The sequence below is a fragment of the Streptomyces sp. NPDC060031 genome (genome assembly GCF_042736805.1).
Classification (GTDB): domain Bacteria; phylum Actinomycetota; class Actinomycetes; order Streptomycetales; family Streptomycetaceae; genus Streptomyces.
The window spans coordinates 1-21,616 of sequence record NZ_JBHWVM010000090.1 but is presented as its reverse complement, the minus strand read 5'-3'; the positions used below and the strand labels follow the sequence as shown (position 1 = coordinate 21,616).

Sequence of the window (21,616 nt, the reverse complement as noted above, 5' to 3'; positions counted from 1 at the left end):
CACCGTGACTGATCAGAAGGCTCCCAAGAGCGAGCAGACCCGCACGCTCATCCTGGAAACCGCGCTCCGGCTCTTCCAGGAGCGCGGTTTCGACAAGACGACGATGCGCGGCATCGCCAAGGAGGCCGGGGTATCGGTCGGCAACGCCTACTACTACTTCGAGTCGAAGGAGCACCTGGTCCAGGGCTTCTACGACCGGATCGGCGCCGCCCACCTGGCGGCGGTCCAGCCCATCCTGGCCAGTGAGACCGACCTGCAGAAACGGCTCGCGGGCGTACTGACGAGCTGGCTGGACATCGCCGCGCCCTACCACGAGTTCGCCTCGCAGTTCTTCAAGAACGCGGCGGATCCGGAGAGCCCGCTCAGCCCCTTCTCCCCGGAGTCGGAGACCGCGCGCAAGCAGGCGATCGACATGCACCGCGAGGTGCTGGCCGGGGCGAAGACCAAGGTTCCCGACGAGCTGGCCGACGTACTGCCGGAGCTGATGTGGCTCTCGCAGATGGGCCTGGTCCTCTACTGGGTCTTCGACCGCTCACCGAACAGCGAGAAGACCCGCCGCCTCGCCGAGCGCGGCGCGCAGCTCACGACGCGGGGCATCGTCCTGGCCCGCTTCCGCGTGCTGCGCCCGCTGGTGCGCGAGGTCCACGAGCTCTTCGCGGACTTCCTGCCCGGCATGGCCCAGACGGCGGTCTCCAGGAAGCGCGCCTCGGACCCCGACCCCGACCGGGCCTGACGCCCTACAGCCAGTCGAGCTCCCACAGACGCCAGACGCCCGTGCCGTCGGAGAGGTACTGGGCGCCGCCGACGGCCTCGCGGGACATCACGTAGTCCTTCTTCTGCCAGATGGGCAGCACCGGGACCTGCTGGGCGACCAGCTTCTGCAGCTCGCGGAAGTCGGTGGCCGCCTCGGCGCGGTCCGAGAAGGACTGGGTGCGGGTGATCAGGTCGTCGACGGTCTTGTCGGAGAAGCCGTTGTTCATGGAGGAGTCGGCGCCGACGAGCGGGGCGACGAAGTTGTCCGCGTCCGGGAAGTCGGCGATCCACCCGATGGTGTAGGCGTCGAACTCGCCCGCCGCGTAACCCTTCTGGAAGTCGCCCCACTTCTCCACGGGCTTGATCGTCAGCCGGAAGAGCCCGGTGGACTCCAGCTGCCTCTTGATCTCCTCGGCCTCGGCGACGTTCGCCCCGCGCACGTTGACCCCGAGGCCGATGTGGACCGGGGCGGCGATCCCGGCGTCCTTGAGGAGCTTCTTGGCGGTGGCGCCGTTGGGCGCCGGGTACGCGTCGAAGAACGGCGTGCTGTGCGCGGCGATGCCCGCCGGGACCAGGGAGTACAGCGGGGTGACCGTCCCCTTGTAGATCTGGCCGGCCAGCGCGGAGCGGTCCAGGACGGCGGCGACGGCCTGGCGCACGGCGGGCTGCGCCGCGGGGGAGCCGGGGCGGACGTTGAAGACCATGCTGCGGGTCTCGGTGCCGCCGGACGCCTGGTAGCGGGTGTCCTTCAGGCCCGGGTTGAGGCCGGCGAGCACGGCGGGCGGCATGTCGCGGTGGGCGACCTCGATCCCGTGGCCCTGCCAGGCCGCGTCGAGCTGGGCGGAGTCCTTGAAGTACTTGACGGTCACGGCCCCCTTGGCCGGCTTGCCCTGACCCTTGTACGCGTCGTTCGGCTTGAGCTCGGCGCTCGCGCCGGCCGTGTACGAGGCGAGGGTGAAGGGGCCCGAGCCGTCGATCTTGACGCCCTCGCGCAGGGCGCCGGCCGGGTACTTCTCCTTGTCCACGATCGAGGCGGCGCCCGTCGCGATCTTGAAGGGGAAGGTGGCGTCGCGCGCGGAGAGGTTGAAGGTCACGACGCGGCCCTCGGCCTTGACCGACTCCAGCGTGTTGAACAGCGGCGCCGGGCCCTGGTCGGAGTTGATCGCCTTGATGCGGTCGAAGGAGTGCTTGACGTCCTCGGCGGTGATCGAACGCCCGGAGGAGAACTTCACGTCCGGGCGCAGCTCGCACTGGTACGTGGTCAGCTTCTGCCCGATGAACTTGCAGGCGGACGCGGCGTCGGGGACGGGGGTGTCCGAGCCGGGCCGCATGGTCAGCAGTGACTGGTAGACGTTGCTGAACAGGGCCCAGGAGCCGGCGTCGTAGGCCCCGGCGGGGTCGAGGGAGGAGACCACGTCGCTCGTCCCGACGCGGATGGCCGTGCCGCTCCCCCGGCCCTCCTCGGGCAGCAACTGCCAGGCGCCGGCGCCGGTCACGGCGAGGACCAGCCCGGCCGCGATCACTTTCGAGCGGACAGACCGCAACATCCTTGACCCCACCCCACGTCGTCGCACACCGCAATGCGCGACCCGACCTCCGATTACCGGACAGCCAATCACGGAAAATCAGCCTCGGGAAGGCCGATTCTCGGGGTGTCGCTGCCGGTTGCGGCCGTTCAGGCCTGATATGAGGCGAGTTCGACGACTGTGATGTCCGACGGCGCCCCGACCCGGACCGGCGGCCCCCAGGCACCGGCTCCGCGGGACACGTAGAGCTGGGTGTCCCCGTACCGCTCCAGGCCCGCGACGGTGGGGTTGGCGAGCTCGGCGACGTGGTTGCCGGGCCAGAGCTGGCCGCCGTGGGTGTGGCCGGAGAGCTGGAGGTCGACGCCGTGCCGGACGGCGTCGTGGATGACCACGGGCTGGTGGGCGAGGAGGACCGCGGTACGGGTGCGGTCGCGGTCGCCGAGGGCCGCCCGGAAGTCGGGGCCGTGGCCCTCGCTCTCCCCCTGGACGTCGTTGACCCCGGCGAGGTCGAAGTGCGCCAGCGCGTGGCGGGCGTTCTCCAGCGGGGTCAGGCCCAGCTCGCGGACGTGGTCGACCCACTGCTGCGCGCCGGAGAAGTACTCGTGGTTGCCGGTGACGAAGTACGAGCCGTGGCGCGCGCGGAGCAGGCGCAGCGGCTCGGCGGCCGGGCCGAGGTCGTGCACGCTGCCGTCGACGAGGTCGCCGACGATCGCGATGAGGTCGGGCTGGGTCCGGTTGACGGTGTCCACGATCCGCTGGGTGTGCGCGCGGCCGAGCACCGGCCCGAGGTGCACGTCACTGACGACGGCGATCCGAAACCCGTGCGCCGCCCGCGGCAACTTGGCCAGCGGCACCTGGACCCGCTTGACGCGGGGCCCGCGCAGCACCCCGTACGCCCCGTTCCCGACGGTCCCGCCCGCCACGGCCACAGCCGCCCCACCGAGCACCCGCGCGACGAAGACCCGCCGGTCCAGCCCCGCCGCACCCTCACCATCCGGCCCCGCCGCCGCACCACTCGGCTCCGCCGGCGTTCGAGGCGCGGAGTCCGGGGCGGAGCCCCGGAGCACCGCCGCGGCCGCGGCCGGGGCCGGGGCCGGGGCCGCGTACCGGCGGAGCCACACGGCTCGGACGGGCTCGGCCACCGCCATGGCCATCGCCAGATACAGCAGCACCGCCAGCCACAGGTACCCCGGCCACGCCACCACCCGCTCCAGCCAGAACGGAGCCCCCGCCCGCCCCGCGACGAGCGCGGCCAGGGCCAGCACCGGCAGCGCCACGGCCACCGCCGTGCCCGCGCGCCGGGCCGGGCCGCCCGGGGCCGTCGTATCGCGGACCAGGCGGATCCACAGCCAGCGGTGGACCAGCGCGAGGAGCGCCAGGACGGCGGCCACCGCGACCACCACCAGCACGATCGTCACGCGGCGGCGCCCCTACGTGATTCGCGCCGCAGCGCCCGTACCCCACGCAACCCGATCACTCCGACGGCCGTCCCCAGGAGAAAGGAGGACACAGCCAGGAGAAGGTGGACCCAGAAGTACGCCGTCGGGTCACCCGTCGCGTCGAATGCCAGACCACTGCCGTTCTTCCACAGGTTCCGGACGAAAGACACCCAGATGAACCAGCTCCACACCCCGAAGGCGAGCAGGAACCAGGAAGCGGCACGGCTGAGTCTCATGCCCCCAGTATCTGGTCCGTCCCCGGTACGGACGCGCCGGGGTGGGCTGTCCCGGCGGTGGTTGCGGCGGGTTGGCCGGTCCGTGACGGCGTGCAGCCGGTCGGGATGTACTTTCACCTGCGTGTCTGCCAGCAAGACCGCGCTGACGGTCCTTTCCGCCGCACTGCTGGTCCCCGCGATGCTCGTGGCGCCCGCCCACGCCGCGCCGACACCGCCGGCGGACGGGAAGGGGCAGCCGCCCAAGGCGCTCGCCCCGCCCGCCTCGATGTCCACGGTCGGCGGCGCCTCGCTCGGCCAGCCCGGCACCCAGGTGAACCTGCTGCCCGGCGCGCCCGCCCTGCCCGCGAACCTGACGGGCCGGTCGTGGATCGTGGCCGACGCCGAGACCGGCAAGGTCCTGGCCGCGCACAACGCGCACTGGCGGCTCCCGCCCGCCTCGACCATGAAGATGCTCTTCGCGGACACCGTGCTCCCGAGCCTCCCCAAGGACCAGGTCCACAAGGTCACCGAGCAGGAGCTGTCGGATGTCGGTGCGGGCTCCAGCCTGGTCGGGGTCAAGGAGGACCACGAGTACTCCGTCCACGACCTGTGGCTCGGGGTGTTCCTGCGCTCCGGCAACGACGCCGTGCACGTGCTGTCCGCCATGAACGGCGGCGTCGACAAGACCGTCAAGGACATGCAGGCGCACGCCGAGGAGCTCCAGGCCCTGGACACGCACGTGGTCTCCCCGGACGGCTACGACGCGCCCGGCCAGGTGTCGAGCGCGTACGACCTCACCCTCATCGCGCGCTCGGGCCTGCAGAAGCAGGACTTCCGGGAGTACTGCGGCACGTCCAGCGCGAAGTTCCCCGGCCTGCAGGAGACCGGGAAGCCGCGCGACTACTTCGAGATCCAGAACACCAACCGGCTGATGACGGGCGCGGGCGGCATCTCCCCGTACAAGGGCATCGCCGGGGTCAAGAACGGCAACACGACGATGGCGGGCTCCACCTTCACCGGCGCGGCCCAGCGCGGTGACAAGAAGCTGCTGGTCACGGTGATGAACCCGGGCGCCGGTGGCGTCAACTCGGTGTACGAGGAGACCGCGGACCTCTTCGACTGGGGCTTCGCCGCGCAGGGGAAGGTCAAGCCGGTGGGCGAGCTGGTCCCGCCGAAGAGCGCGGACACGACCTCGCAGGGCTCCCCCGCTCAGTCGCACGAGAACAACGCGTCGGCGGCCGGCGGGGGCGCCGGCGGCGGGATCGGCACCGCCCTCGGCATCGCGGGCGGGGCGCTCGCGGTGCTCGCGGGCGGGGCCTTCGCCGTCAACCGCCGCTGGCCGCGGGGGCGCCGGGGCCGCGGGTCGGCGTGACGGGCCCGGCGTCCTCGGCGGCGGGCTCCGGCTCCGGCTCCGGGTCCTGCGCCCCCTCGCCGTCCGCGTCGTCGCGGCTCGCCGTCCAGGCCGCGCAGAAGAGCAGCAGCTTCGCCGTGAAGTTGATCCACAGCAGCAGGGCGATCGGCACGCCGAAGGCTCCGTACATGCTCTTCGCGGCGACCCCGCGCATATAGCCGCTGAGCAGCAGTTTCAGCAGCTCGAAGCCCGCCGCGCCGATGAGCGCGGCCTGGAGCAGGCGGGCGCGCGGCGGTTCGACGCCGGGCAGCAGGGTCAGGACGTAGAGCAGCAGCAGGAACGCGGCCAGCACGCCGACGAGGAAGGCCGCGACCCGCAGCAGCGCACCCCCCGCACCGTCCTGCGGGATGCCCAGCCAGCCGCCGAGGCGGCCGACGGCGCTGGCGCCCACGATCGAGGCGGCGGCCGAGGCCAGGCCCGCGCCGCCGAGGCCGATCAGGACGAGCGCGTCCTTGCCCTTGCGCACGAAGGGGTTGCCGTCGTCCTCGTCGTCCTTGTCCCACACCGCGCGCAGGCAGTCCCGCATCGAGCCGACCCACCCGATGCCGGTGAAGAGCAGCACGGCCCCCGCCACCAGCCCGACGGTGCCCGCGTTCGCGACGAGGGCGTCGAGGTCGAGCTGGTCGGAGATGCCGGGGACCTGCTCGGCGAGGTTGCGCTGCAGCCGCTCCAGCTGCTCGTCGCTGAGCAGCGCGGCGCCGACGGCGGCGGCCACGGTGATCAGCGGGAAGAGCGCGAGGAAGCTGATGAAGGTGATCGCGGAGGCGAGCCGGGTCCAGTGCACGCGGTCGAGTCGCTGGTACGACCGCCACGCGTGGGTCCGCATCAGAGCGGCCACCAGGGGCCCGATCACCGGGAGCTTCCTCAGCCAGTCCATACCGTCACCGTAAACGAGCTGTTGGAAATAGCCGGGATTGCCGCTGCTGGGCGCTACGGGGGGAGGAGACGGCCCCGCACACGGTTGCCGGCCTCTGTCAATGCCGCCATGGTTCGAAAAACCAGAGCCCCAGCGCGCCACCCACGCCGGAACCCCGGCCGTCCGCCCGAACGAGTGGCCGACCCGGTCCCGGCCGCGCCACGCGAGAAGCCGGATTCGTCCCCGGCCAAAAGCCTCCGGCAACCTACGGTTACCGGGTGACATTTCATCCGACGGCCCGTCCGTTCCACACCTTGGTCTTGCGAAGGCTGAGATTCCGCGCCCGGCGCACCGCTCGCCTGACCCTGCGCCCGCTCCGTCAGGAGGGGCGTACGGCCGCTTCGGCCGCGGCGACGGAGTCGGCGGTCGCGGTCGGTGAGCCGAGCTGTGCCGGGACGCCCGTCGGGCCGCTGCCGAAGGGGTACTCGCGGAGCTTGCGCCAGACCCCGTCCGAGCCCTGCTCGTAGAGGGCGAATCCGCGGCAGACCCAGTCCGCGGAGTACTCCGCGAGCGCGCTGAACGCCAGGTCCATCGCTTCCTCGGAGATCCCGTGGGCGACCGTGACGTGCGGGTGGTACGGGAACGCCAGCTCGCGGCTGAGCGGACCCTCGGGGTCGCGGACCCGGCCCTGGAGGCGGGTGCAGCCCGTGGCGCCCTCGACGACCTTGACGAAGACGACCGGCGAGAGGGGGCGGAAGGTGCCCGTGCCGGCCAGCCGCATCGGGAAGGGGCGGCAGGACGCCGCCACGTCGGCGAGGTGGGCGCGGATCTCCGGAAGCCGGTCCGCCTCCACCTCGGTGGGCGGCACGAGGGTGACGTGCGTGGGGATGCCGTGCGCGGCAGCGTCCCCGAAGCCCGCGCGCCGCTCCTGGAGCTGGCTGCCGTACGGCTCCGGGACCGCGATCGAAACGCCGAGCGTTACGGTCCCCACGAGTCTCTCCTCCGTCGTCGTTCCGGTCATCGGGCGCTGCCTGAGTGCCGGTCGCGCGCTGCCTGTGTGAGTGCTGCCGCCCCAGTGTGGCGCCAGCACCCCCCAGATCGCCAGGGCCCTCTTCCGCTCAGTGCTTCGCGGGGAGGAGTCCCAGCCTGTCGTAGGCCTGCGCCAGGGTCTCCGCGGCGACCGCCCGCGCCTTCTCCGCGCCCTTGGCCAGCAGGGAGTCCAGGGTCTCCGGGTCGTCCAGGTACTCCTGGGTGCGCTGCTTGAACGGTGTGACGAAATCGACCATCACACCGGCCAGGTCGGTCTTGAGCGCGCCGTAGCCCTTGCCCTCGTAGCGGGCCTCCAGGGCGGGGATGCTCTCGCCCGTGAGCGTGGAGAAGATCGTGAGCAGGTTGCTGACGCCGGGCTTCTCCACGGCGTCGAAACGGATCACGGCCTCGGTGTCGGTGACCGCGCTCTTGATCTTCTTCTCGGTGGCCTTGGGCTCGTCGAGGAGGTTGATCAGGCCCTTCGGGGAGGACGCCGACTTCGACATCTTGATCGACGGGTCCTGGAGGTCGTAGATCTTCGCGACCTCCTTGACGATGTGCGCCGCGGGGAGGGTGAAGGTGTCGCCGAAGCGCTGGTTGAAGCGCTCGGCCAGGTCGCGGGTCAGCTCGATGTGCTGGCGCTGGTCCTCGCCCACGGGCACGGCGTCCGCCTGGTAGAGCAGGATGTCGGCGACCTGGAGGATCGGGTACGTGAAGAGGCCGACGGTGGCGTTGCTCGCGCCCTGCTTGGCGGACTTGTCCTTGAACTGGGTCATCCGGCTGGCCTCGCCGAAGCCGGTGATGCAGTTCATGACCCAGCCGAGCTGCGCGTGCTCGGGGACGTGGCTCTGGATGAAGAGCGTGCAGCGCTCGGGGTCCAGCCCGGCCGCGAGGAGCTGCGCGGCGGAGAGCCGGGTGTTGGCCCGCAGATCCTTCGGGTCCTGCGGCATGGTGATCGCGTGCAGGTCGACGACCATGTAGAAGGCGTCGTGCGTGTCCTGCAGGGCCACGTACTGGCGGATGGCTCCGAGGTAGTTCCCGAGGTGGAACGAACCGGAGGTGGGCTGGATACCGGAGAGCGCGCGAGGACGATCAGAAGCCATGGCTTCATTCTCTCAGGTGCGGGACGGGGCTCCGCCCCTGCGCTGGCCGGATCCGGGCGGGGCCCGGCCCGGGGCCGCCCCCGCGCCCCGGGCGGCGCGGGCGCCCGTGCCCGTACTCACGCGTAGCCGCGCGGCCGGATCTTGCCCGGAGCAAGCGACCGCTTTCCCGTCTCCGGCGGAGACGGTGCGGCACGAAGCAGACGGCAACAGCCAAGATCCAGCCCCGCCGGCGTTTGAGGCGCGGGGGTCCGGGGGCCGGCCCCCGGCAACGGCGGCGCGGGGTTACGGCTGCGGCAGGCCCGGGGCCGGGAAGGCGGACATCAGGTCCGCGACCTCCGCACGGACCGCGGCGAGGGCCGCCTCGTCGGACTTCGCGGCCGCGTCCACCGCACGGGAGATCCAGTCCGCGACCACCGGCATGTGCTGCGTCGACAGCCCCCGCGACGTCAGCGACGGCGTACCGATCCGGATCCCCGACGGGTCGAACGGCTTGCGCGGATCGAACGGCACCGTGTTGTAGTTCACCACGATCCCCGCCCGGTCCAGCGCCTTCGCCGCGACCTTGCCCGGGACGTCCCGCGACGTCAGGTCCATCAGGATCAGGTGGTTGTCCGTACCGCCCGACACCAGGTCGAAGCCCCGGGCCAGCAGCTCCGCGGCCAGCGCCTTCGCGTTGGCGACGACCGCGTGCGCGTACGACACGAACGACGGCTGCGCCGCCTCGTGCAGCGCCACCGCGATACCGGCCGTCGTCTGGTTGTGCGGGCCGCCCTGGAGGCCGGGGAACACCGCCTTGTCGATCGCCTTCGCGTGCTCCGACCGGCACATCAGCATCGCGCCGCGAGGACCGCGCAGGGTCTTGTGCGTGGTCGTGGAGATCACGTCCACGTGGCCCACCGGGGACGGGTGCGCGCCGCCCGCGATGAGGCCCGCGATGTGCGCCACGTCCGCCACCAGGATCGAGCCCGCCTCCTCGGCGATGGACGCGAAGGCCGCGAAGTCGATCGTCCGGGGCAGCGCCGTGCCACCGCAGAAGATGATTTTCGGCCGCTCGGCCAGCGCGAGGTCGCGCACCGCGTCGTAGTCGATGAGCCCCGTCCCGGCGGAGACCCCGTACTGCACGCCCCGGAACCACGAGCCCGTCGCCGACACGCCCCAGCCGTGGGTCAGGTGCCCGCCCATCGGCAGGGCCATGCCCATCACGGTGTCGCCGGGCTTCGCGAAGGCCAGGTACACCGCCAGGTTGGCCGGCGAGCCGGAGTACGGCTGCACGTTCGCGTGGTCCACCCCGAACAGGCCCTTCGCCCGCTCGACGGCCAGCGCCTCGACGCGGTCGATGTTCTGCTGGCCCTCGTAGTACCGGCGGCCGGGGTAGCCCTCGCTGTACTTGTTCTGCAGCACCGTGCCGGAGGCCTCCAGCACCGCCGCGGACACGTAGTTCTCGCTCGGGATCAGGCGCAGGGTCTCGGCCTGCAGGGATTCCTCCGCCGCGACGAACGACGCCAGTTCGGGGTCGGTCGCGAAAAGGGCGGGATGGGCGGACGGCTGGCGCGCGGTCATGGCGGCTCCTCCGGGGTCGATGTCAGATCTCGTCCCCGCGAGGCCCAGGCGAGCGGCCCTGTGTGCGGTCGTGCCCGCACGACTCCCCCGGAGTCGGTTCTCCGTGCGCCAGTCGTCGTGCGTACCGGCCACCTTAGCGGGCGCGCCACGAGAAAGGTTTCTCCGTCCGGTATACGAGCGAGGATGGAGGGTGACGCCACCCTCGTCACAGGCCTGACGGACGATCGGAGACCCCGTGTCGACAACTGCTGATGCCATCCGTTCCGCCGACGCGCACAGCGCGCACAACTACCACCCGCTGCCCGTCGTCATCGCGACCGCGGACGGCGCGTGGATGACCGACGTGGAGGGCCGCCGGTACCTGGACATGCTGGCGGGCTACTCGGCCCTCAACTTCGGCCACGCGAACCGCCGCCTCCTCGACGCGGCCCGCGCCCAGCTGGAGCGGGTCACGCTCACCTCCCGCGCCTTCCACCACGACCGCTTCGCCGACTTCTGCACCGAACTCGCCGCGCTGTGCGGCAAGGAGATGGTGCTGCCCATGAACACGGGCGCGGAGGCCGTGGAGACGGCCGTGAAGACCGCCCGCAAGTGGGGCTACGAGGTCAAGGGCGTCCCGGACGGCCACGCCAAGATCGTGGTCGCTGCCGACAACTTCCACGGCCGCACGACGACGATCGTCTCCTTCTCCACCGACCACGACGCCCGCGACCACTTCGGGCCGTACACCCCGGGCTTCGAGATCGTCCCGTACGGGGACCTCACCGCGCTCGCCGCGGCCGTCACCGAGAACACCGTGGCCGTACTGCTGGAGCCGATCCAGGGCGAGGCGGGAGTCCTCGTGCCGCCCGCCGGATACCTGCGCGGCGTACGGGAACTGACGCGCGCGCGGGGCGTCCTGTTCATGGCGGACGAGATCCAGTCGGGCCTGGGCCGCACCGGCAGGACCTTCGCGTGCGAGCACGAGGACGTCGTGCCGGACGTGTACATCCTCGGCAAGGCCCTCGGCGGCGGGGTCGTGCCCGTCTCCGCGGTCGTCGCCGACCGGGACGTGCTCGGCGTGTTCAAGGCGGGCGAGCACGGCTCCACCTTCGGCGGCAACCCGCTCGCCTGCGCCGTGGCCCTGGAGGTCATCGCGATGCTCCGCACCGGCGAGTACCAGCAGCGCGCCACCGAACTCGGCGACCACCTGCACCGGGAGCTGAACCTGCTGGTCGGCGGGGGCGCGGTGACGGCCGTACGGGGACGCGGGCTGTGGGCCGGCGTCGACATCGACCCGGCGCTCGGGACCGGCCGGGAGATCTCCGAGAAGCTGATGGAGCTCGGGGTGCTGGTGAAGGACACCCACGGTTCCACGATCCGCATCGCGCCGCCGCTGGTGATCACCAAGGAGGACCTGGACTGGGGCCTGGACCAGCTCAGGTCGGTGCTGTCCGCCTGATCAGAGGATGCCGCGTCTCACAAAATGACGTGGGGCAGGAAGCGGGCGTACTCGTCCGTGACCGGCCCCGCCGATTCGCGGATGCCGAGCCCCGCCGCCTCGTCCTCGACGACCCACGCGCCGAGCACCACCCGGTTGCCGTCGAAGTCGGGCAGCGGGGCGAGGCCCTGGAAGCAGTACGCCTCCCCCTCGACCGGGACGAACGGCTCGCCGCTCCCGTCCGCCGGGTGCAGCGTCACCCCGGCGCCCTCGCGCCCCAGCAGCGGCTTCGCGACGTACCCGATGCCGCCGGCCTCCGCGAGCTCGCGCGGTCCGTCGAGGTAGGCGGGCAGCAGGTTCGGGTGCTCCGGGAAGAGCTCCCACAGGACCGCCAGCAGCGCCTTGTTGGACAGCAGCATCTTCCACATCGGCTCGATCCACACGGTCGAGCCGGAGCCGCCGCCGTGGTCGTACGTGCCGAGGACCTGCGGGCCGAACTCGTCGGCGGCCAGCCACTCCCACGGGTAGAGCTTGAAGCAGCTGCGGATGAAGCGGAGCTTGTGGTCCACGAACCGGCCGGACAGGCTGTCCCAGCCGATCTGTTCGACGGAGAGGGCCTCGGTCTCCAGGCCCGCCTGCTCGGCGGTCTCCTGGAGGTAGGCGACCGTCATCAGGTCCTCGCCGAGCTCGTCGGTCTCGGAGTGCGCGAAGTGCAGCGGGCCGGGCGGGAGCAGCTCCGCCTGCCGGCGCCAGGCGTCGACGAGGCGCTCGTGCAGGGAGTTCCACTGGTCGGCGCCGGGGAAGCGCTCCTCCATCCAGAACCACTGCGGGCTCGCCGCCTCCACGAGGGAGGTCGGGGTGTCGGCGTTGTACTCCAGCATCTTGGCCGGGCTGCCGGAGCCGTCGTAGCGCAGGTCGAACCGCCCGTACAGGGAGGGCTGTTCGGCGCGCCGCCGCCAGGACTCGGCGATGCGGACCGCGAGCTGCGGGTCGGTGATGCCGAGGTCCGCGAAGCGGTCGTGCTCGACGATGTGCGCGGCGGCCGCCAGGCACATGGCGTGCAGTTCCTCGACGACGTTCTCCAGCGCCTCGACCTCGGGGAGCGAGAAGGAGTAGTACGCGCTCTCGTCCCAGTACGGGCGCAGGGTGTCGTCGGGGTAGCGGGTGAGGGGGTAGATCAGCCCCTGCTCCTCCACCGTCCGCTGCCAGTCCGGGCGGGGTTCGATGGTGTGGCGTTCCATCGGGGATCAGCCGCCGCTGGAGCCGGTGTGGCTGCCGCCGATGCCGCCGCGCGTGACCGCCGACTTGTCGAAGCTGCCGCCGCTGACCCGGTTGTTGGCGGTGCTGCCGCCGTAGTAGTACGAGCCGCGGCCGCCGCTCTTGCACTCCTTGGTGTTCAGCTTCTCCATCGTGACGCGGTCGGCGCAGCGCTTGTCGGGCTCGTTGCTGCTGCCGCAGGCGACCAGGGCCGCCGCGAGCAGGCCCATGCCGCCGAGCGCGACGGTGCCGGAGCGCATACGGCGCTGGTTGGTACTGCTGCTGGTGTCCATCTGTGGCGGCTCCCCTGGTGGCGTGCTGCCGACAGAGTAGAGCGGTGCCCCGGACCGATGGAATCCGGCCGTCGCCATACCCTGGTCACACCCTTCACCTACAGTCGGTTCGTGCTCATTGGGATGATTTGCGCGCTCGGTGCGGCGGTCTGCTTCGGTACGGCGTCGGTCCTCCAGGCGGTGGCCGCGCGGGCGGCGGAGCCGGGTACCGGCTCCGGAGTGGACACCGCCCTGCTGCTACGGGCCCTGCGCCAGTGGCGGTACCTCGCCGGACTCGGGCTGGACGGGGTCGGCTTCGTCCTGCAGATCGTGGCGCTGCGGCACATCCCGATCTACGCGGTGGGGGCGGCGCTGGCGGCCAGCCTCGCCGTCACGGCGGTGGTCGCGGCGCGGCTGCTGGGGACGCGGCTGAGCAGGAGCGAGTGGGCCGCCGTCACGGTGGTCTGCGCGGGGCTGCTCATGCTCGGGCTGGCGTCCGGGGAGGAGGGCTCCGGGAAGGGGTCGCTGGAGCTGAAGCTGGGACTGCTGGCCGTGGCGGGACTGGTACTGCTGGTGGGAGCGGTGTCGGGCGGGCTGCCGGACCGGCCCCGGGCCCTGGTGCTGGGCCTCGCGGCCGGCACGGGCTTCGGGGTGGTGGAGGTGTCCGTCCGCCTCATCGACGGGCCGTCGCTCACCAACCCGGCGCTGTACGCACTGCTGCTGGGCGGGGGCGCCGGCTTCCTGCTGCTCACCTCGGCCCTGCAGCGCGGCTCGGTGACGGCGGCGACGGCCGGGCTGGTGCTCGGCGAGACGATCGGCCCGGCGGCGGTGGGCGTGGTCTGGCTCGGCGACCGCCCCCGCGAGGGACTGGCCTGGCTGGCGGTGACGGGCTTCGTGGTGGCCGTCGCCGGAGCCCTGGCCCTGGCCCGCTTCGGCGAACCCCCGGCCGAGGAGCCGGGGGCGACTGCCTAGGGCAGCGCCGCGACCAGCGCGGCCAGGGTCGCCGACCAGGCGCTGACCGGCGGGGTCCCGTACCCGACGACCAGCGCCTCGCGGGGCGGGACCACCGAGTCCGGGTGCCGGAAGGACGACAGCGGGTGTACGGCCAGGTCCTGCCAGGCCGCCGACCGCATCACCTCGCGCTCGGTGCCCGGCGGCAGGTCCAGCACCGCGTGCAGCCCCGCCGCGATGCCCGAGACGTCCACCCGGCCCGAGACGGCCGCGACCAGCTCGTCCCGCCGCCGCCGGTAGCGCATCCGCATCCCCCGCACGTGCCGGTCGTACGCGCCGGAGCGGATGAACTCCGCGAGGGTGAGCTGGTCCAGCGCGCTGGAGGTCCAGTCGACCCGCCCCTTCATCTCCAGCACCTCGTCCAGCGCCGACGGCGGGACGACCATCCAGCCCATGCGCAGCCCCGGCGCCAGGGACTTGCTCGCCGTCCCCAGGTACACCACCCGGTCCGGGTCCAGCCCCTGCAAGGCGCCGACCTGCTGGCGGTCGTAGCGGAACTCCCCGTCGTAGTCGTCCTCCAGGACCAGCCCGCCCGTGGTCCGTGCCCAGTCCACCACCGCCGTCCGCCGCTCGGGGGTGAGCGCCGCGCCCGTGGGGAACTGGTGCGCCGGCGTCAGCAGCACCGCGCCGGCCTCCGCCGGCAGCCGCGTCGTACGGGCCCCCGCGCCGTCCACGCCCATGGCGCGGGTCCGCAGCCCCGCCCCGGAGAGCAGCCCCCAGTGGATGTCCAGCCCGTACCCCTCCACCGCCACCTCCCGGACCCGCCGGGCCTTGAGCACCCGCGCCAGCAGCATCAGCCCGTGCACGAAGCCCGCGCAGAGCACGATCCGCTCCGGGTCCGCGTAGACCCCGCGCGCCCGCGCCAGGTACCCGGCCAGCGCCTCGCGCAGCTCGACGCGCCCGCGCGGGTCGCTCCCGTACCCGAAGGCCTCGTTCGGGGCGTCGGTCAGCGCCCGCCGGGCCGCCGACAGCCAGGCCGCGCGCGGGAATCCGCTCAGGTCCGGGGTGCCCGGCAGCAGGCTGTACGCATGCCCCGGCCGCGCGGGACGGCGTACCGGCGCGGCCTGCGCGCTGCGCCGCGGCCGGGCGCGCTGCGCGACCCGCGTACCGGAGCCCTGGCGGGCCGTCAGCCAGCCTTCGGCGACGAGCTCGGCGTACGCCTCCGCGACCGTGTTCCGGGCGATCCCGAGGTCGGCGGCGAGCGAGCGCGAGGACGGCAGCCGCGTCCCCGGGGCCAGCCGCCCGCTGCGCGCGGCCTCGCGCAGAGACTCGGCGAGTCCGGCCCGCAGACCCCGCCCGGGAGTGAGTTCCAGATGCAGGTCCGCGCCGAAAGTGGCCCACGATTCCGTCATGGATATGGACCATATCGGTGGTCCGCCTGCTTCGTAGGGTGGGGACATGACCACACACCTGCACCCCACCGAGACCGCCCCCGAACAGGCCCCCCGCATGCAGTGGGCGAAGGCCGCCCCCGAGGTGTACAAGGCCGTCTGCGCCCTGGAGGCCGCCTCCAGGAAGGGCCTGGACCCGACCCTGATCGAGCTCGTGAAGCTCCGCGCCTCGCAGCTCAACCACTGTGCGTTCTGCCTGGACATGCACACCAAGGACGCGCTGGCGGCGGGCGAGAGCGTGGAACGGATCGTGCTCCTCGGCGCCTGGGAGGAGTCGCGCCACTTCTACACCGAGAAGGAGCTCGCGGCGATCGAGCTGACGGAGGCCGTGACCGTGCTGACGGACGGTTTCGTCCCCGACGAGGTGTACGAGCGGGCCGCGAAGCACTTCGAGGAGCAGGAACTCGCCCACCTGATCGCCCTGATCGCGACGATCAACGTCTGGAACCGCTTCGGCGTCACCACCCGCATGACCCCGGGCCACTACAAGGCAGGCACCAACAAGTCCTGACGGGCGCCGACGGCGCGGTCAGCCGCCGAGCAACTGCGTGACGGCCCCGAGGACCGCGCCCCCGGAGGCCAGCAGCTCCACGACACCGCCGGCCGAGGTCAGCGCGTCCCGCACCCGGGCGAGCCGACCGGCTCCGGCGGTGCCGGACGCGGTCAGTTCGTTCTCGGCCTCGACCAACTCGGCGTCCAGGACCTCGACCTCGGCGCGCGGGGTGAGCCGGGCGAGGTCGGCGCGCAGTTCCGCGATGGCGGTGCGCAGTTCCTCGTACGTCGCGTCCTGCGCCGCACCGGACCGGTCGTGGTTGACCACGCTGTTGCGGTTGCCGGAGCCGCCGATGCTGAAGCTGCTGCGGACGACGCTGCCCAGGCGTACGGCCGGGATGCGGTCCTGTTCCTCAGGCGCCATGGCCTGCCCCCTTGTCTCCGTGGTGGTTGTTCGTGCTGTTGTGACTGGTTCCTCCGATGCCGAAGGAACTGTTGTTGACGGACTGGATGAACACCGCTCCCGGTTCCACCCGGATGGTCTGCCGCTCGAACTCCTGCGTCTGCCAGCCGGCTTCGTGCAGCGCCTTGCTGACGCCGCCCACCACCCGCTCCTGAATCGCCTTCAGGAAGCGTTCGATGTCCATGTCGTGGAAGATCGAGGCCTTCGGCTCGGAGCCGAGCTCCCGGACGGAGGCCTCGGGGCCGATCGTCCGCCGGAGCCACTCGGGGTCCTCGGTGACCAGGCGCCAGGTGCTCCCCTGCGCCCGCACCAGCAGGATCAGGGCGTCGCCGAGCGAGTGCGCGGCCCGGGTGACGGAGCGGAACACCGGGCGGAGGATGCTCTCCCCGCGGTACCGGCCGGCGATCGCGTCGGCGGACTGGAAGAGCGTACGGACGGGCAGGAGCACGTGCGGGGCGAACTCCACCATCAACATCCCGCCCTGGGTGTGGACCCGCACGAAGACGCTCAGGACCAGTCCCTCGTCCCAGGCACTCACGCGTATGCGCAGGTAGTGCCGCCGTCTCTCACCGGCTTCCTCGATGGCCGTCCTGCGGTGCTCGTCGAAGCCGGGGAAGACCTCCAGCCCCGCGTCGCGGTGCGGGAGCCCCAGGGCGGGCACGAAGACGCACTCTTCGATCACGAGCTCGCGCAGCCGGTCCAATACCGCCGCCTCGACTTGCGGCGAGTCCTTCGGGCCGGGGACGCGCAGTTCCTGGAGTCCCTCCCTGATCGTGCCGAGGATCTGGGTGTTGTCCAACGGCGTCGGCTGCCGGGAGTCGGGCAGATCGCCGCGCGGCCGCAGTTCGAGCCCGGACAGGCTCCAGGCGCGGAAGGGCTGGCCGGCCCCGCACATCGGGTTCGTCACGCTGTAGAGGATCAGCGGCTGGTGCTGCTCGCGGCGGATGCGCTCCCGAACCCTGCGGAAGCGGGGTCCGGGGGCGTGCTCGGCGGGATCGGAGTGCACCTGCGCGTAGCGCTGGGGGGAGAGTTCGCCCCCCAGGATCCGGGCCACGTGCTTGTGCCGCAGCTCGGCGATGTACCCGATCACGCCGAAGCCGCAGACCGCCGCACCGAGGCCGGCCGCTCCCGCCGGTTCCGGCAGGGGTATCCCGATCCATGCCGCCGCCAGGCCGGGTACGGTCACGGCGAGCAGCACGGCCAACAGCTGCACCCGGGCGGCGTTGCGCAGCAGGCGTGCGAGCGCGTGCCAGGCTCCCCGCCCGGCCGTCCGGCGGACCAGCCAGTCCGTCAGGGTCAAGCCCAGGCAGGGGATCACGAGGAAGACGACGGGTTCGAGCAGCAGGAGGGCGAGCGTCCAGAGCGCCACGACGAGCGCGGCCCAGCCGAGTTCGAGGCGGCGGGCGCGCAGCGCGTGGGCGAGGACCCGGGCCGCGTCGAAGCCGTACGAGGGCGCGACGATCCGCTCGGAGTGGACGTACAGCTCCTCGATGACCCGGTCGCGGAAGACGCGGTCGAGGTAGGCGCCCGCGCAGAGCAGCCGGCCCGCCTCGCTGGAGGCGGGGTCCACGGGGGGCCTGCCGGGCAGGGGGGCGTCTGTCACCGGCACAAGTTAGGCCATGGTGACGGGGACCGACAGTCGTGAATGCGCCGAACGCCCCGGCGGGCGGGCCCGCCGGGGCGTTCTCGGTGAAGCGGTGGAGCGGTGGAGCGGGTGGCTCCGGTGGATCAGATCAGGCCGAGCTCGCGGACCGCGTCGCGCTCCTCGACGAGCTCCTGCACGGACGCGTCGATGCGCGTACGGGAGAACTCGTTGATGTCCAGGCCCTGGACGATCTCGTACTTGCCGTCCTTGGTGGTGACGGGGAAGGAGGAGATGAGGCCCTCCGGGACGCCGTAGGAGCCGTCCGACGGGATGCCCATCGAGGTCCAGTCGCCCGCGGCGGTGCCGGTGACCCAGGTGTGCACGTGGTCGATGGCGGCGTTCGCGGCCGAGGCGGCGGAGGACGCGCCACGGGCCTCGATGATCGCGGCGCCGCGCTTGGCGACGGTCGGGATGAAGGTGTCGGCGAGCCACAGCTCGTCGCTGACGACCTCGGCGGCGTTCTTGCCGGCGATCTCCGCGTGGAAGATGTCCGGGTACTGGGTGGCCGAGTGGTTGCCCCAGATGGTCAGGCGCTTGATGTCGGAGACGTCGGCGCCGGCCTTCTGCGCGAGCTGCGAGATCGCCCGGTTGTGGTCCAGGCGGGTCATCGCGGTGAAGCGCTCGCGCGGTACGTCCGGGGCGGCGGCCTGCGCGATGAGCGCGTTGGTGTTGGCCGGGTTGCCGACGACGAGGACCTTGATGTCGTCCGCGGCGTGGTCGTTGATGGCCTTGCCCTGCGGCTTGAAGATGCCGCCGTTCGCCTGGAGCAGGTCGCCGCGCTCCATGCCCTTGGTGCGCGGGCGGGCGCCCACGAGCAGGGCGACGTTCGCGCCCTCGAAGCCCTGGTTCGGGTCGTCGAAGATGTCGATGCCCTTGAGCAGCGGGAAGGCGCAGTCGTCGAGCTCCATGGCGGTGCCCTCAGCGGCCTTCATGCCCTGGGGGATCTCCAGAAGACGGAGCTTGACCGGCACGTCCGCGCCGAGCAGGTGGCCGGACGCGATGCGGAAGAGCAGCGCGTAGCCGATCTGGCCGGCGGCGCCGGTGACGGTGACATTCACGGGAGTGCGGGTCATGGCCTTCTCCGTTAGACAGCTGGCGGTGGGGCGTCCCCGCCCCATGTGCTGGGAGGACGCCGCTCCCCGACCCTGTGAATCTTGACGTGAAGAGACATCCGCGGTCAGGCTATCCGACCCGGGACCGGGCCAACCCCCCGGTCCGTGTGGTGCGTGGCACACGGACCGGCGGTTCGAAGGCCCGGCGGCCCGATTCCCCCTGCGTTTCGGCAGTTCGCGGGCGTTTCACCCCGAAGATCGACCCGTTTCGGGGGCTTCGGGTTCACCCGGTGGACCTTTCCGCCCCAGCACTAGCGGACGGTGAAGCGGACCGCGCTTTCCAGGAACGGGATATCCAGCAGTGCCTTGGGCTCCATGGCCAGCGCGAGCAGCGTGATCGACACGCCCAGCAGCCCGTACGTGACCATGTCCGTGAAGCGGGAGCGCACCGCGAGCATGCCCACGGACGGCAGTATCCGCCGCAGCACCGCCGCCGCGATCAGGGCGATGCCGATCAGCAGGCAGCCGACGCGCGGGTGCCCCGTCGCGGTGGACAGCAGCCCGGCCGCGGTCGCCGCGAGCACGGCGAGCATCGGCCACTGGCGGGCCGGTGCGGGGGCGTCCCCGGGCGCGGCCCGGCCACCGCCCTCGGGGCGGGCGGTGTCCTGCGTGACGGAGGGGAAGCGCCGGGACTTCGCGGCGCCGGTCTCGGCGGCCTCGGTCCCGGCGGCCTCCGTCCCGGCCGCGGTCCCGGTCCCGGTCCCGGCCGCGGTCCCGGTCCCGGCCGCGGTCCCGGCAGCCGCCGTTTCGGCGCCCGCCGTCCCGGCGGCCGCGGGTGCCTTCGGGGCCCGCCCGGACGGCGAGGCTTCCGGCGCGGTCCCGCTCGTGCCGCCTGTGCCCCCTGCGGCGCCCGTGACGCCCTCCGGGGTCGGGTCCGCCGCGCGCTCAGCCCGCACTGGTGTCGGTCCGCTCGGCGGCTTCGACCACGTTGACCAGCAGCTGGGCCCGGGTCATCGGGCCGACTCCGCCCGGGTTCGGGGAGATCCAGCCCGCGACCTCGGCGACCCCGGGGTGCACGTCTCCGACGATCTTCCCCTGCTCGTCGCGGCTGACGCCGACGTCCAGCACGGCCGCGCCCGGCTTCACGTCCTCCGGCTTGACCAGGTGCGGGACACCGGCCGCCGCGACGATGATGTCCGCCTGGCGCAGCAGCCCGGAGAGGTTGCGCGTACCGGTGTGGCACAGCGTCACGGTCGCGTTCTCGGACTTGCGGGTGAGGAGCAGGCCGATGGAGCGGCCGACGGTGATGCCGCGGCCGAGGACCACGACGTGCGCGCCGTTGATCTCCACGTCGTGGTGGCGCAGCAGCTCGACGATCCCGTACGGGGTGCAGGGCAGCGGGCCCGGCTCGTTCAGCACCAGCCTGCCCAGCGACATCGGGTGCAGGCCGTCGGCGTCCTTCTCCGGGGCCATCAGCTCCAGGACGCGGTTGGTGTCGATGCCTTTGGGGAGCGGGAGTTGGACGATGTAGCCCGTGCACTCCGGGTTGGCGTTGAGCTCCCGCACGACCGCCTCGATGTCCTCCTGGGAGGCCGTCGCGGGCAGTTCGCGCTGGATGGAGGCGATGCCGACCTCCGCGCAGTCCTTGTGCTTGCCGTTGACGTACCAGCGGCTGCCCGGGTCGTCGCCGACCAGCAGGGTGCCGAGGCCGGGGGTGATGCCCCGGGTCTTGAGCGATGCCACGCGGGCGGTCAGTTCGGACTTGATCGCGGCTGCGGTGGCCTTGCCGTCGAGAATCTGGGCGGTCATGGGTCCATCCTCCCGGATGGAGTGGCCCTGGTTCCAGTCGCGTCCTCCATTGCACTTGCACAACAAGTCACCGACCGGTCGCACACCGGCTGGACAAGTCCGCTCCGACCGGACGACGATGGCCGAAAGAGTGCCGCGAGCAGTGCCGGGGGGCGGGCCGCATACCGAACGCAGTGATTCCTCCGCGCGTGCCGTGCGTCCCCGCACTTCCACGGAGGAACACCCCAGATGAGCTTCGGCGACCCGAACAACCCGTACGGGCAGCAGCCGCAGGGCCAGCCCGGTTACGGCTACCCGCAGCAGGCCCCGCAGGGCGTCCCGCCCCAGGGCGGCTACGCCTACCCGCAGCAGCAGGCCCCGGCCCCCCAGGGATACCCGGGCTACCCCGCGTACCCGGTCGCCCCCGGCGGCTACCCGGGCATCCCGGTGCAGATGCCGGGCCTGATGAAGACCGCGCGCGTCCTGCTGTTCATCATCGGTGGCCTCCAGCTGATCGGCGGCGCCCTGGCGATCCTCGGCGGGGTCATCCTCTCCTCGGAGGTGTCGAACTCGAGCGGCGAGCTCACGGGCGGAATCATCACCGCCATCGGCATCGGGGTGGTCGCCTTCGCCCTGCTGCCCATCATCCTCGGCGCCAGGTTCGCCAAGGGCCGGGGCGGGGTCCGCGTCATGACGATCATCTACGCGGCGCTGGGCCTCTTGGGCAGCCTCGGCAACATCGGCACCGCCGTCGGCAGCGACCACGCGGTGGCGATCGCGCCGGCGGTCTTCGGCGCCGGCATCGGCCTGACCATCAGCGGCATCATCCTGGCTTCCATGGTCAACAACAGCGCCACCGTCTGGTTCAAGCGCCCGCGCTACTGAATCCGGATCCGGACGGCGAAGGCCGCGCCCCGCAGTGGTGCGGGACTG

Annotated in this window: 21 protein-coding genes and 1 riboswitch; of the genes, 6 read left to right on the top strand and 15 right to left on the bottom strand. The window is 72.2% G+C overall.

Translation table 11 applies throughout. The annotated features are described in order from the left end of the window. Positions 1 to 4: 4 nt before the first annotated feature. Positions 5 to 733, top strand: coding sequence for a TetR family transcriptional regulator (locus ACFWB8_RS30125; protein WP_385234025.1), 729 nt, complete (start codon positions 5 to 7; stop codon positions 731 to 733). A 4-nt stretch (positions 734 to 737) separates the two neighbouring features. Here the strand turns inward: ACFWB8_RS30125 and ACFWB8_RS30120 are convergent, their stop codons facing one another. The 3 genes from ACFWB8_RS30120 to ACFWB8_RS30110 form a co-directional block, all read right to left on the bottom strand. Continuing rightward, positions 738 to 2,297 (bottom strand): ABC transporter substrate-binding protein, encoded by a 1,560-nt coding sequence (locus ACFWB8_RS30120; RefSeq protein WP_385234060.1) that lies wholly within the window; start codon positions 2,295 to 2,297, stop codon positions 738 to 740. A 131-nt stretch (positions 2,298 to 2,428) separates the two neighbouring features. Next, positions 2,429 to 3,697 (bottom strand): metallophosphoesterase, encoded by a 1,269-nt coding sequence (locus ACFWB8_RS30115; protein ID WP_385234022.1) that lies wholly within the window; start codon positions 3,695 to 3,697, stop codon positions 2,429 to 2,431. Then, a complete protein-coding gene (locus ACFWB8_RS30110; RefSeq protein ID WP_385234019.1) occupies positions 3,694 to 3,954 on the bottom strand; it encodes an SCO4848 family membrane protein in 261 nt (86 codons plus the stop codon). Before ACFWB8_RS30110 ends, ACFWB8_RS30115 begins: the two co-directional genes overlap by 4 nt. Before the next feature lie 121 nt (positions 3,955 to 4,075). On the opposite strand from ACFWB8_RS30110, the gene ACFWB8_RS30105 reads away from it, so the two are divergent. Beyond that, complete coding sequence (locus tag ACFWB8_RS30105) at positions 4,076 to 5,305, top strand: D-alanyl-D-alanine carboxypeptidase family protein (RefSeq protein WP_385234016.1); 1,230 nt, start codon at positions 4,076 to 4,078, stop codon at positions 5,303 to 5,305. Here the strand turns inward: ACFWB8_RS30105 and ACFWB8_RS30100 are convergent. The 4 genes from ACFWB8_RS30100 to glyA all read right to left on the bottom strand — a co-directional run bounded on the left by ACFWB8_RS30100 (position 5,259) and on the right by glyA (position 9,892). Further along, entirely contained in the window at positions 5,259 to 6,221 is a 963-nt protein-coding gene (locus tag ACFWB8_RS30100) for a YihY/virulence factor BrkB family protein (protein ID WP_385234013.1), read from the bottom strand. The genes ACFWB8_RS30105 and ACFWB8_RS30100 overlap by 47 nt on opposite strands. A gap of 358 nt (positions 6,222 to 6,579) precedes the next feature. Beyond that, positions 6,580 to 7,191, bottom strand: coding sequence for a 2'-5' RNA ligase family protein (locus ACFWB8_RS30095; RefSeq protein ID WP_385234010.1), 612 nt, complete (start codon positions 7,189 to 7,191; stop codon positions 6,580 to 6,582). Positions 7,192 to 7,318: 127 nt separating this feature from the next. Then, complete coding sequence (trpS, locus tag ACFWB8_RS30090) at positions 7,319 to 8,332, bottom strand: tryptophan--tRNA ligase (protein ID WP_385234007.1); 1,014 nt, start codon at positions 8,330 to 8,332, stop codon at positions 7,319 to 7,321. Positions 8,333 to 8,614: 282 nt separating this feature from the next. Further along, the gene (glyA, locus tag ACFWB8_RS30085; RefSeq protein ID WP_385234004.1) at positions 8,615 to 9,892 is read right to left on the bottom strand and encodes a serine hydroxymethyltransferase; all 1,278 of its coding nucleotides are present in this window, start codon (positions 9,890 to 9,892) and stop codon (positions 8,615 to 8,617) included. A 35-nt stretch (positions 9,893 to 9,927) separates the two neighbouring features. Beyond that, a riboswitch (ZMP/ZTP riboswitch) is annotated at positions 9,928 to 10,018 on the bottom strand. Positions 10,019 to 10,127: 109 nt separating this feature from the next. Here glyA and rocD point away from each other — a divergent pair. Next, on the top strand, positions 10,128 to 11,333 hold the full coding sequence (gene rocD, locus ACFWB8_RS30080) for an ornithine--oxo-acid transaminase (RefSeq protein WP_385234001.1): 1,206 nt from the start codon (positions 10,128 to 10,130) through the stop codon (positions 11,331 to 11,333). 17 nt (positions 11,334 to 11,350) lie between these two features. On the opposite strand, the gene ACFWB8_RS30075 is transcribed toward rocD, so the two are convergent. Both ACFWB8_RS30075 and ACFWB8_RS30070 read right to left on the bottom strand, forming a co-directional pair. Continuing rightward, positions 11,351 to 12,553 carry a glutathionylspermidine synthase family protein gene (locus ACFWB8_RS30075; protein WP_385233998.1) on the bottom strand — a complete coding sequence of 401 codons (1,203 nt, stop codon included), beginning with the start codon at positions 12,551 to 12,553 and terminating at the stop codon, positions 11,351 to 11,353. 6 nt (positions 12,554 to 12,559) lie between these two features. Then, positions 12,560 to 12,862, bottom strand: a complete 303-nt coding sequence (locus tag ACFWB8_RS30070) for a hypothetical protein (RefSeq protein WP_385233996.1) — start codon at positions 12,860 to 12,862, stop codon at positions 12,560 to 12,562. 123 nt (positions 12,863 to 12,985) lie between these two features. On the opposite strand from ACFWB8_RS30070, the gene ACFWB8_RS30065 reads away from it, so the two are divergent. Continuing rightward, complete coding sequence (locus ACFWB8_RS30065; RefSeq protein WP_385234057.1) at positions 12,986 to 13,813, top strand: hypothetical protein; 828 nt, start codon at positions 12,986 to 12,988, stop codon at positions 13,811 to 13,813. On the opposite strand, the gene ACFWB8_RS30060 is transcribed toward ACFWB8_RS30065, so the two are convergent. After that, entirely contained in the window at positions 13,810 to 15,204 is a 1,395-nt protein-coding gene (locus tag ACFWB8_RS30060) for a PLP-dependent aminotransferase family protein (RefSeq protein WP_385233993.1), read from the bottom strand. The genes ACFWB8_RS30065 and ACFWB8_RS30060 overlap by 4 nt on opposite strands. 46 nt (positions 15,205 to 15,250) lie before the next feature. Here ACFWB8_RS30060 and ACFWB8_RS30055 point away from each other — a divergent pair, with 46 nt between their 5' ends. Next, on the top strand, positions 15,251 to 15,754 hold the full coding sequence (locus ACFWB8_RS30055) for a carboxymuconolactone decarboxylase family protein (protein ID WP_385233990.1): 504 nt from the start codon (positions 15,251 to 15,253) through the stop codon (positions 15,752 to 15,754). A gap of 18 nt (positions 15,755 to 15,772) precedes the next feature. Here ACFWB8_RS30055 and ACFWB8_RS30050 read toward each other — a convergent pair whose 3' ends face one another. The 5 genes from ACFWB8_RS30050 to ACFWB8_RS30030 all read right to left on the bottom strand — a co-directional run bounded on the left by ACFWB8_RS30050 (position 15,773) and on the right by ACFWB8_RS30030 (position 20,704). After that, positions 15,773 to 16,159: a hypothetical protein gene (locus ACFWB8_RS30050; RefSeq protein ID WP_385233988.1), complete on the bottom strand. Its 387-nt coding sequence runs from the start codon at positions 16,157 to 16,159 to the stop codon at positions 15,773 to 15,775. Further along, positions 16,149 to 17,801, bottom strand: coding sequence for a hypothetical protein (locus ACFWB8_RS30045; protein WP_385233985.1), 1,653 nt, complete (start codon positions 17,799 to 17,801; stop codon positions 16,149 to 16,151). The genes ACFWB8_RS30050 and ACFWB8_RS30045 overlap by 11 nt, the downstream gene beginning before the upstream one ends. A 125-nt stretch (positions 17,802 to 17,926) precedes the next feature. Next, a complete protein-coding gene (locus ACFWB8_RS30040; RefSeq protein ID WP_385233982.1) occupies positions 17,927 to 18,916 on the bottom strand; it encodes a malate dehydrogenase in 990 nt (329 codons plus the stop codon). 290 nt (positions 18,917 to 19,206) lie between these two features. Next, positions 19,207 to 19,851, bottom strand: a complete 645-nt coding sequence (locus ACFWB8_RS30035; protein ID WP_385233979.1) for a DUF3017 domain-containing protein — start codon at positions 19,849 to 19,851, stop codon at positions 19,207 to 19,209. Then, on the bottom strand, positions 19,841 to 20,704 hold the full coding sequence (locus tag ACFWB8_RS30030) for a bifunctional methylenetetrahydrofolate dehydrogenase/methenyltetrahydrofolate cyclohydrolase (protein ID WP_385233976.1): 864 nt from the start codon (positions 20,702 to 20,704) through the stop codon (positions 19,841 to 19,843). Before ACFWB8_RS30030 ends, ACFWB8_RS30035 begins: the two co-directional genes overlap by 11 nt. A gap of 228 nt (positions 20,705 to 20,932) precedes the next feature. On the opposite strand from ACFWB8_RS30030, the gene ACFWB8_RS30025 reads away from it, so the two are divergent. Continuing rightward, on the top strand, positions 20,933 to 21,568 hold the full coding sequence (locus ACFWB8_RS30025; protein WP_385233973.1) for a hypothetical protein: 636 nt from the start codon (positions 20,933 to 20,935) through the stop codon (positions 21,566 to 21,568). The last annotated feature ends 48 nt before the right edge of the window (positions 21,569 to 21,616 follow it).

What these genes read in the sequence shown, in the direction of transcription:
- ACFWB8_RS30110 (WP_385234019.1), bottom strand. Translation starts at nt 3,954, where the DNA reads ATGAGACTCAGCCGTGCCGCTTCCTGGTTCCTGCTCGCCTTCGGGGTG.
- ACFWB8_RS30100 (WP_385234013.1), bottom strand. Translation starts at nt 6,221, where the DNA reads ATGGACTGGCTGAGGAAGCTCCCGGTGATCGGGCCCCTGGTGGCCGCT.
- trpS (WP_385234007.1), bottom strand. Translation starts at nt 8,332, where the DNA reads ATGGCTTCTGATCGTCCTCGCGCGCTCTCCGGTATCCAGCCCACCTCC.
- glyA (WP_385234004.1), bottom strand. Translation starts at nt 9,892, where the DNA reads ATGACCGCGCGCCAGCCGTCCGCCCATCCCGCCCTTTTCGCGACCGAC.
- ACFWB8_RS30075 (WP_385233998.1), bottom strand. Translation starts at nt 12,553, where the DNA reads ATGGAACGCCACACCATCGAACCCCGCCCGGACTGGCAGCGGACGGTG.
- ACFWB8_RS30070 (WP_385233996.1), bottom strand. Translation starts at nt 12,862, where the DNA reads ATGGACACCAGCAGCAGTACCAACCAGCGCCGTATGCGCTCCGGCACC.
- ACFWB8_RS30065 (WP_385234057.1), top strand. Translation starts at nt 12,986, where the DNA reads ATGATTTGCGCGCTCGGTGCGGCGGTCTGCTTCGGTACGGCGTCGGTC.
- ACFWB8_RS30060 (WP_385233993.1), bottom strand. Translation starts at nt 15,204, where the DNA reads ATGACGGAATCGTGGGCCACTTTCGGCGCGGACCTGCATCTGGAACTC.
- ACFWB8_RS30055 (WP_385233990.1), top strand. Translation starts at nt 15,251, where the DNA reads ATGACCACACACCTGCACCCCACCGAGACCGCCCCCGAACAGGCCCCC.
- ACFWB8_RS30050 (WP_385233988.1), bottom strand. Translation starts at nt 16,159, where the DNA reads ATGGCGCCTGAGGAACAGGACCGCATCCCGGCCGTACGCCTGGGCAGC.
- ACFWB8_RS30040 (WP_385233982.1), bottom strand. Translation starts at nt 18,916, where the DNA reads ATGACCCGCACTCCCGTGAATGTCACCGTCACCGGCGCCGCCGGCCAG.
- ACFWB8_RS30030 (WP_385233976.1), bottom strand. Translation starts at nt 20,704, where the DNA reads ATGACCGCCCAGATTCTCGACGGCAAGGCCACCGCAGCCGCGATCAAG.
- ACFWB8_RS30025 (WP_385233973.1), top strand. Translation starts at nt 20,933, where the DNA reads ATGAGCTTCGGCGACCCGAACAACCCGTACGGGCAGCAGCCGCAGGGC.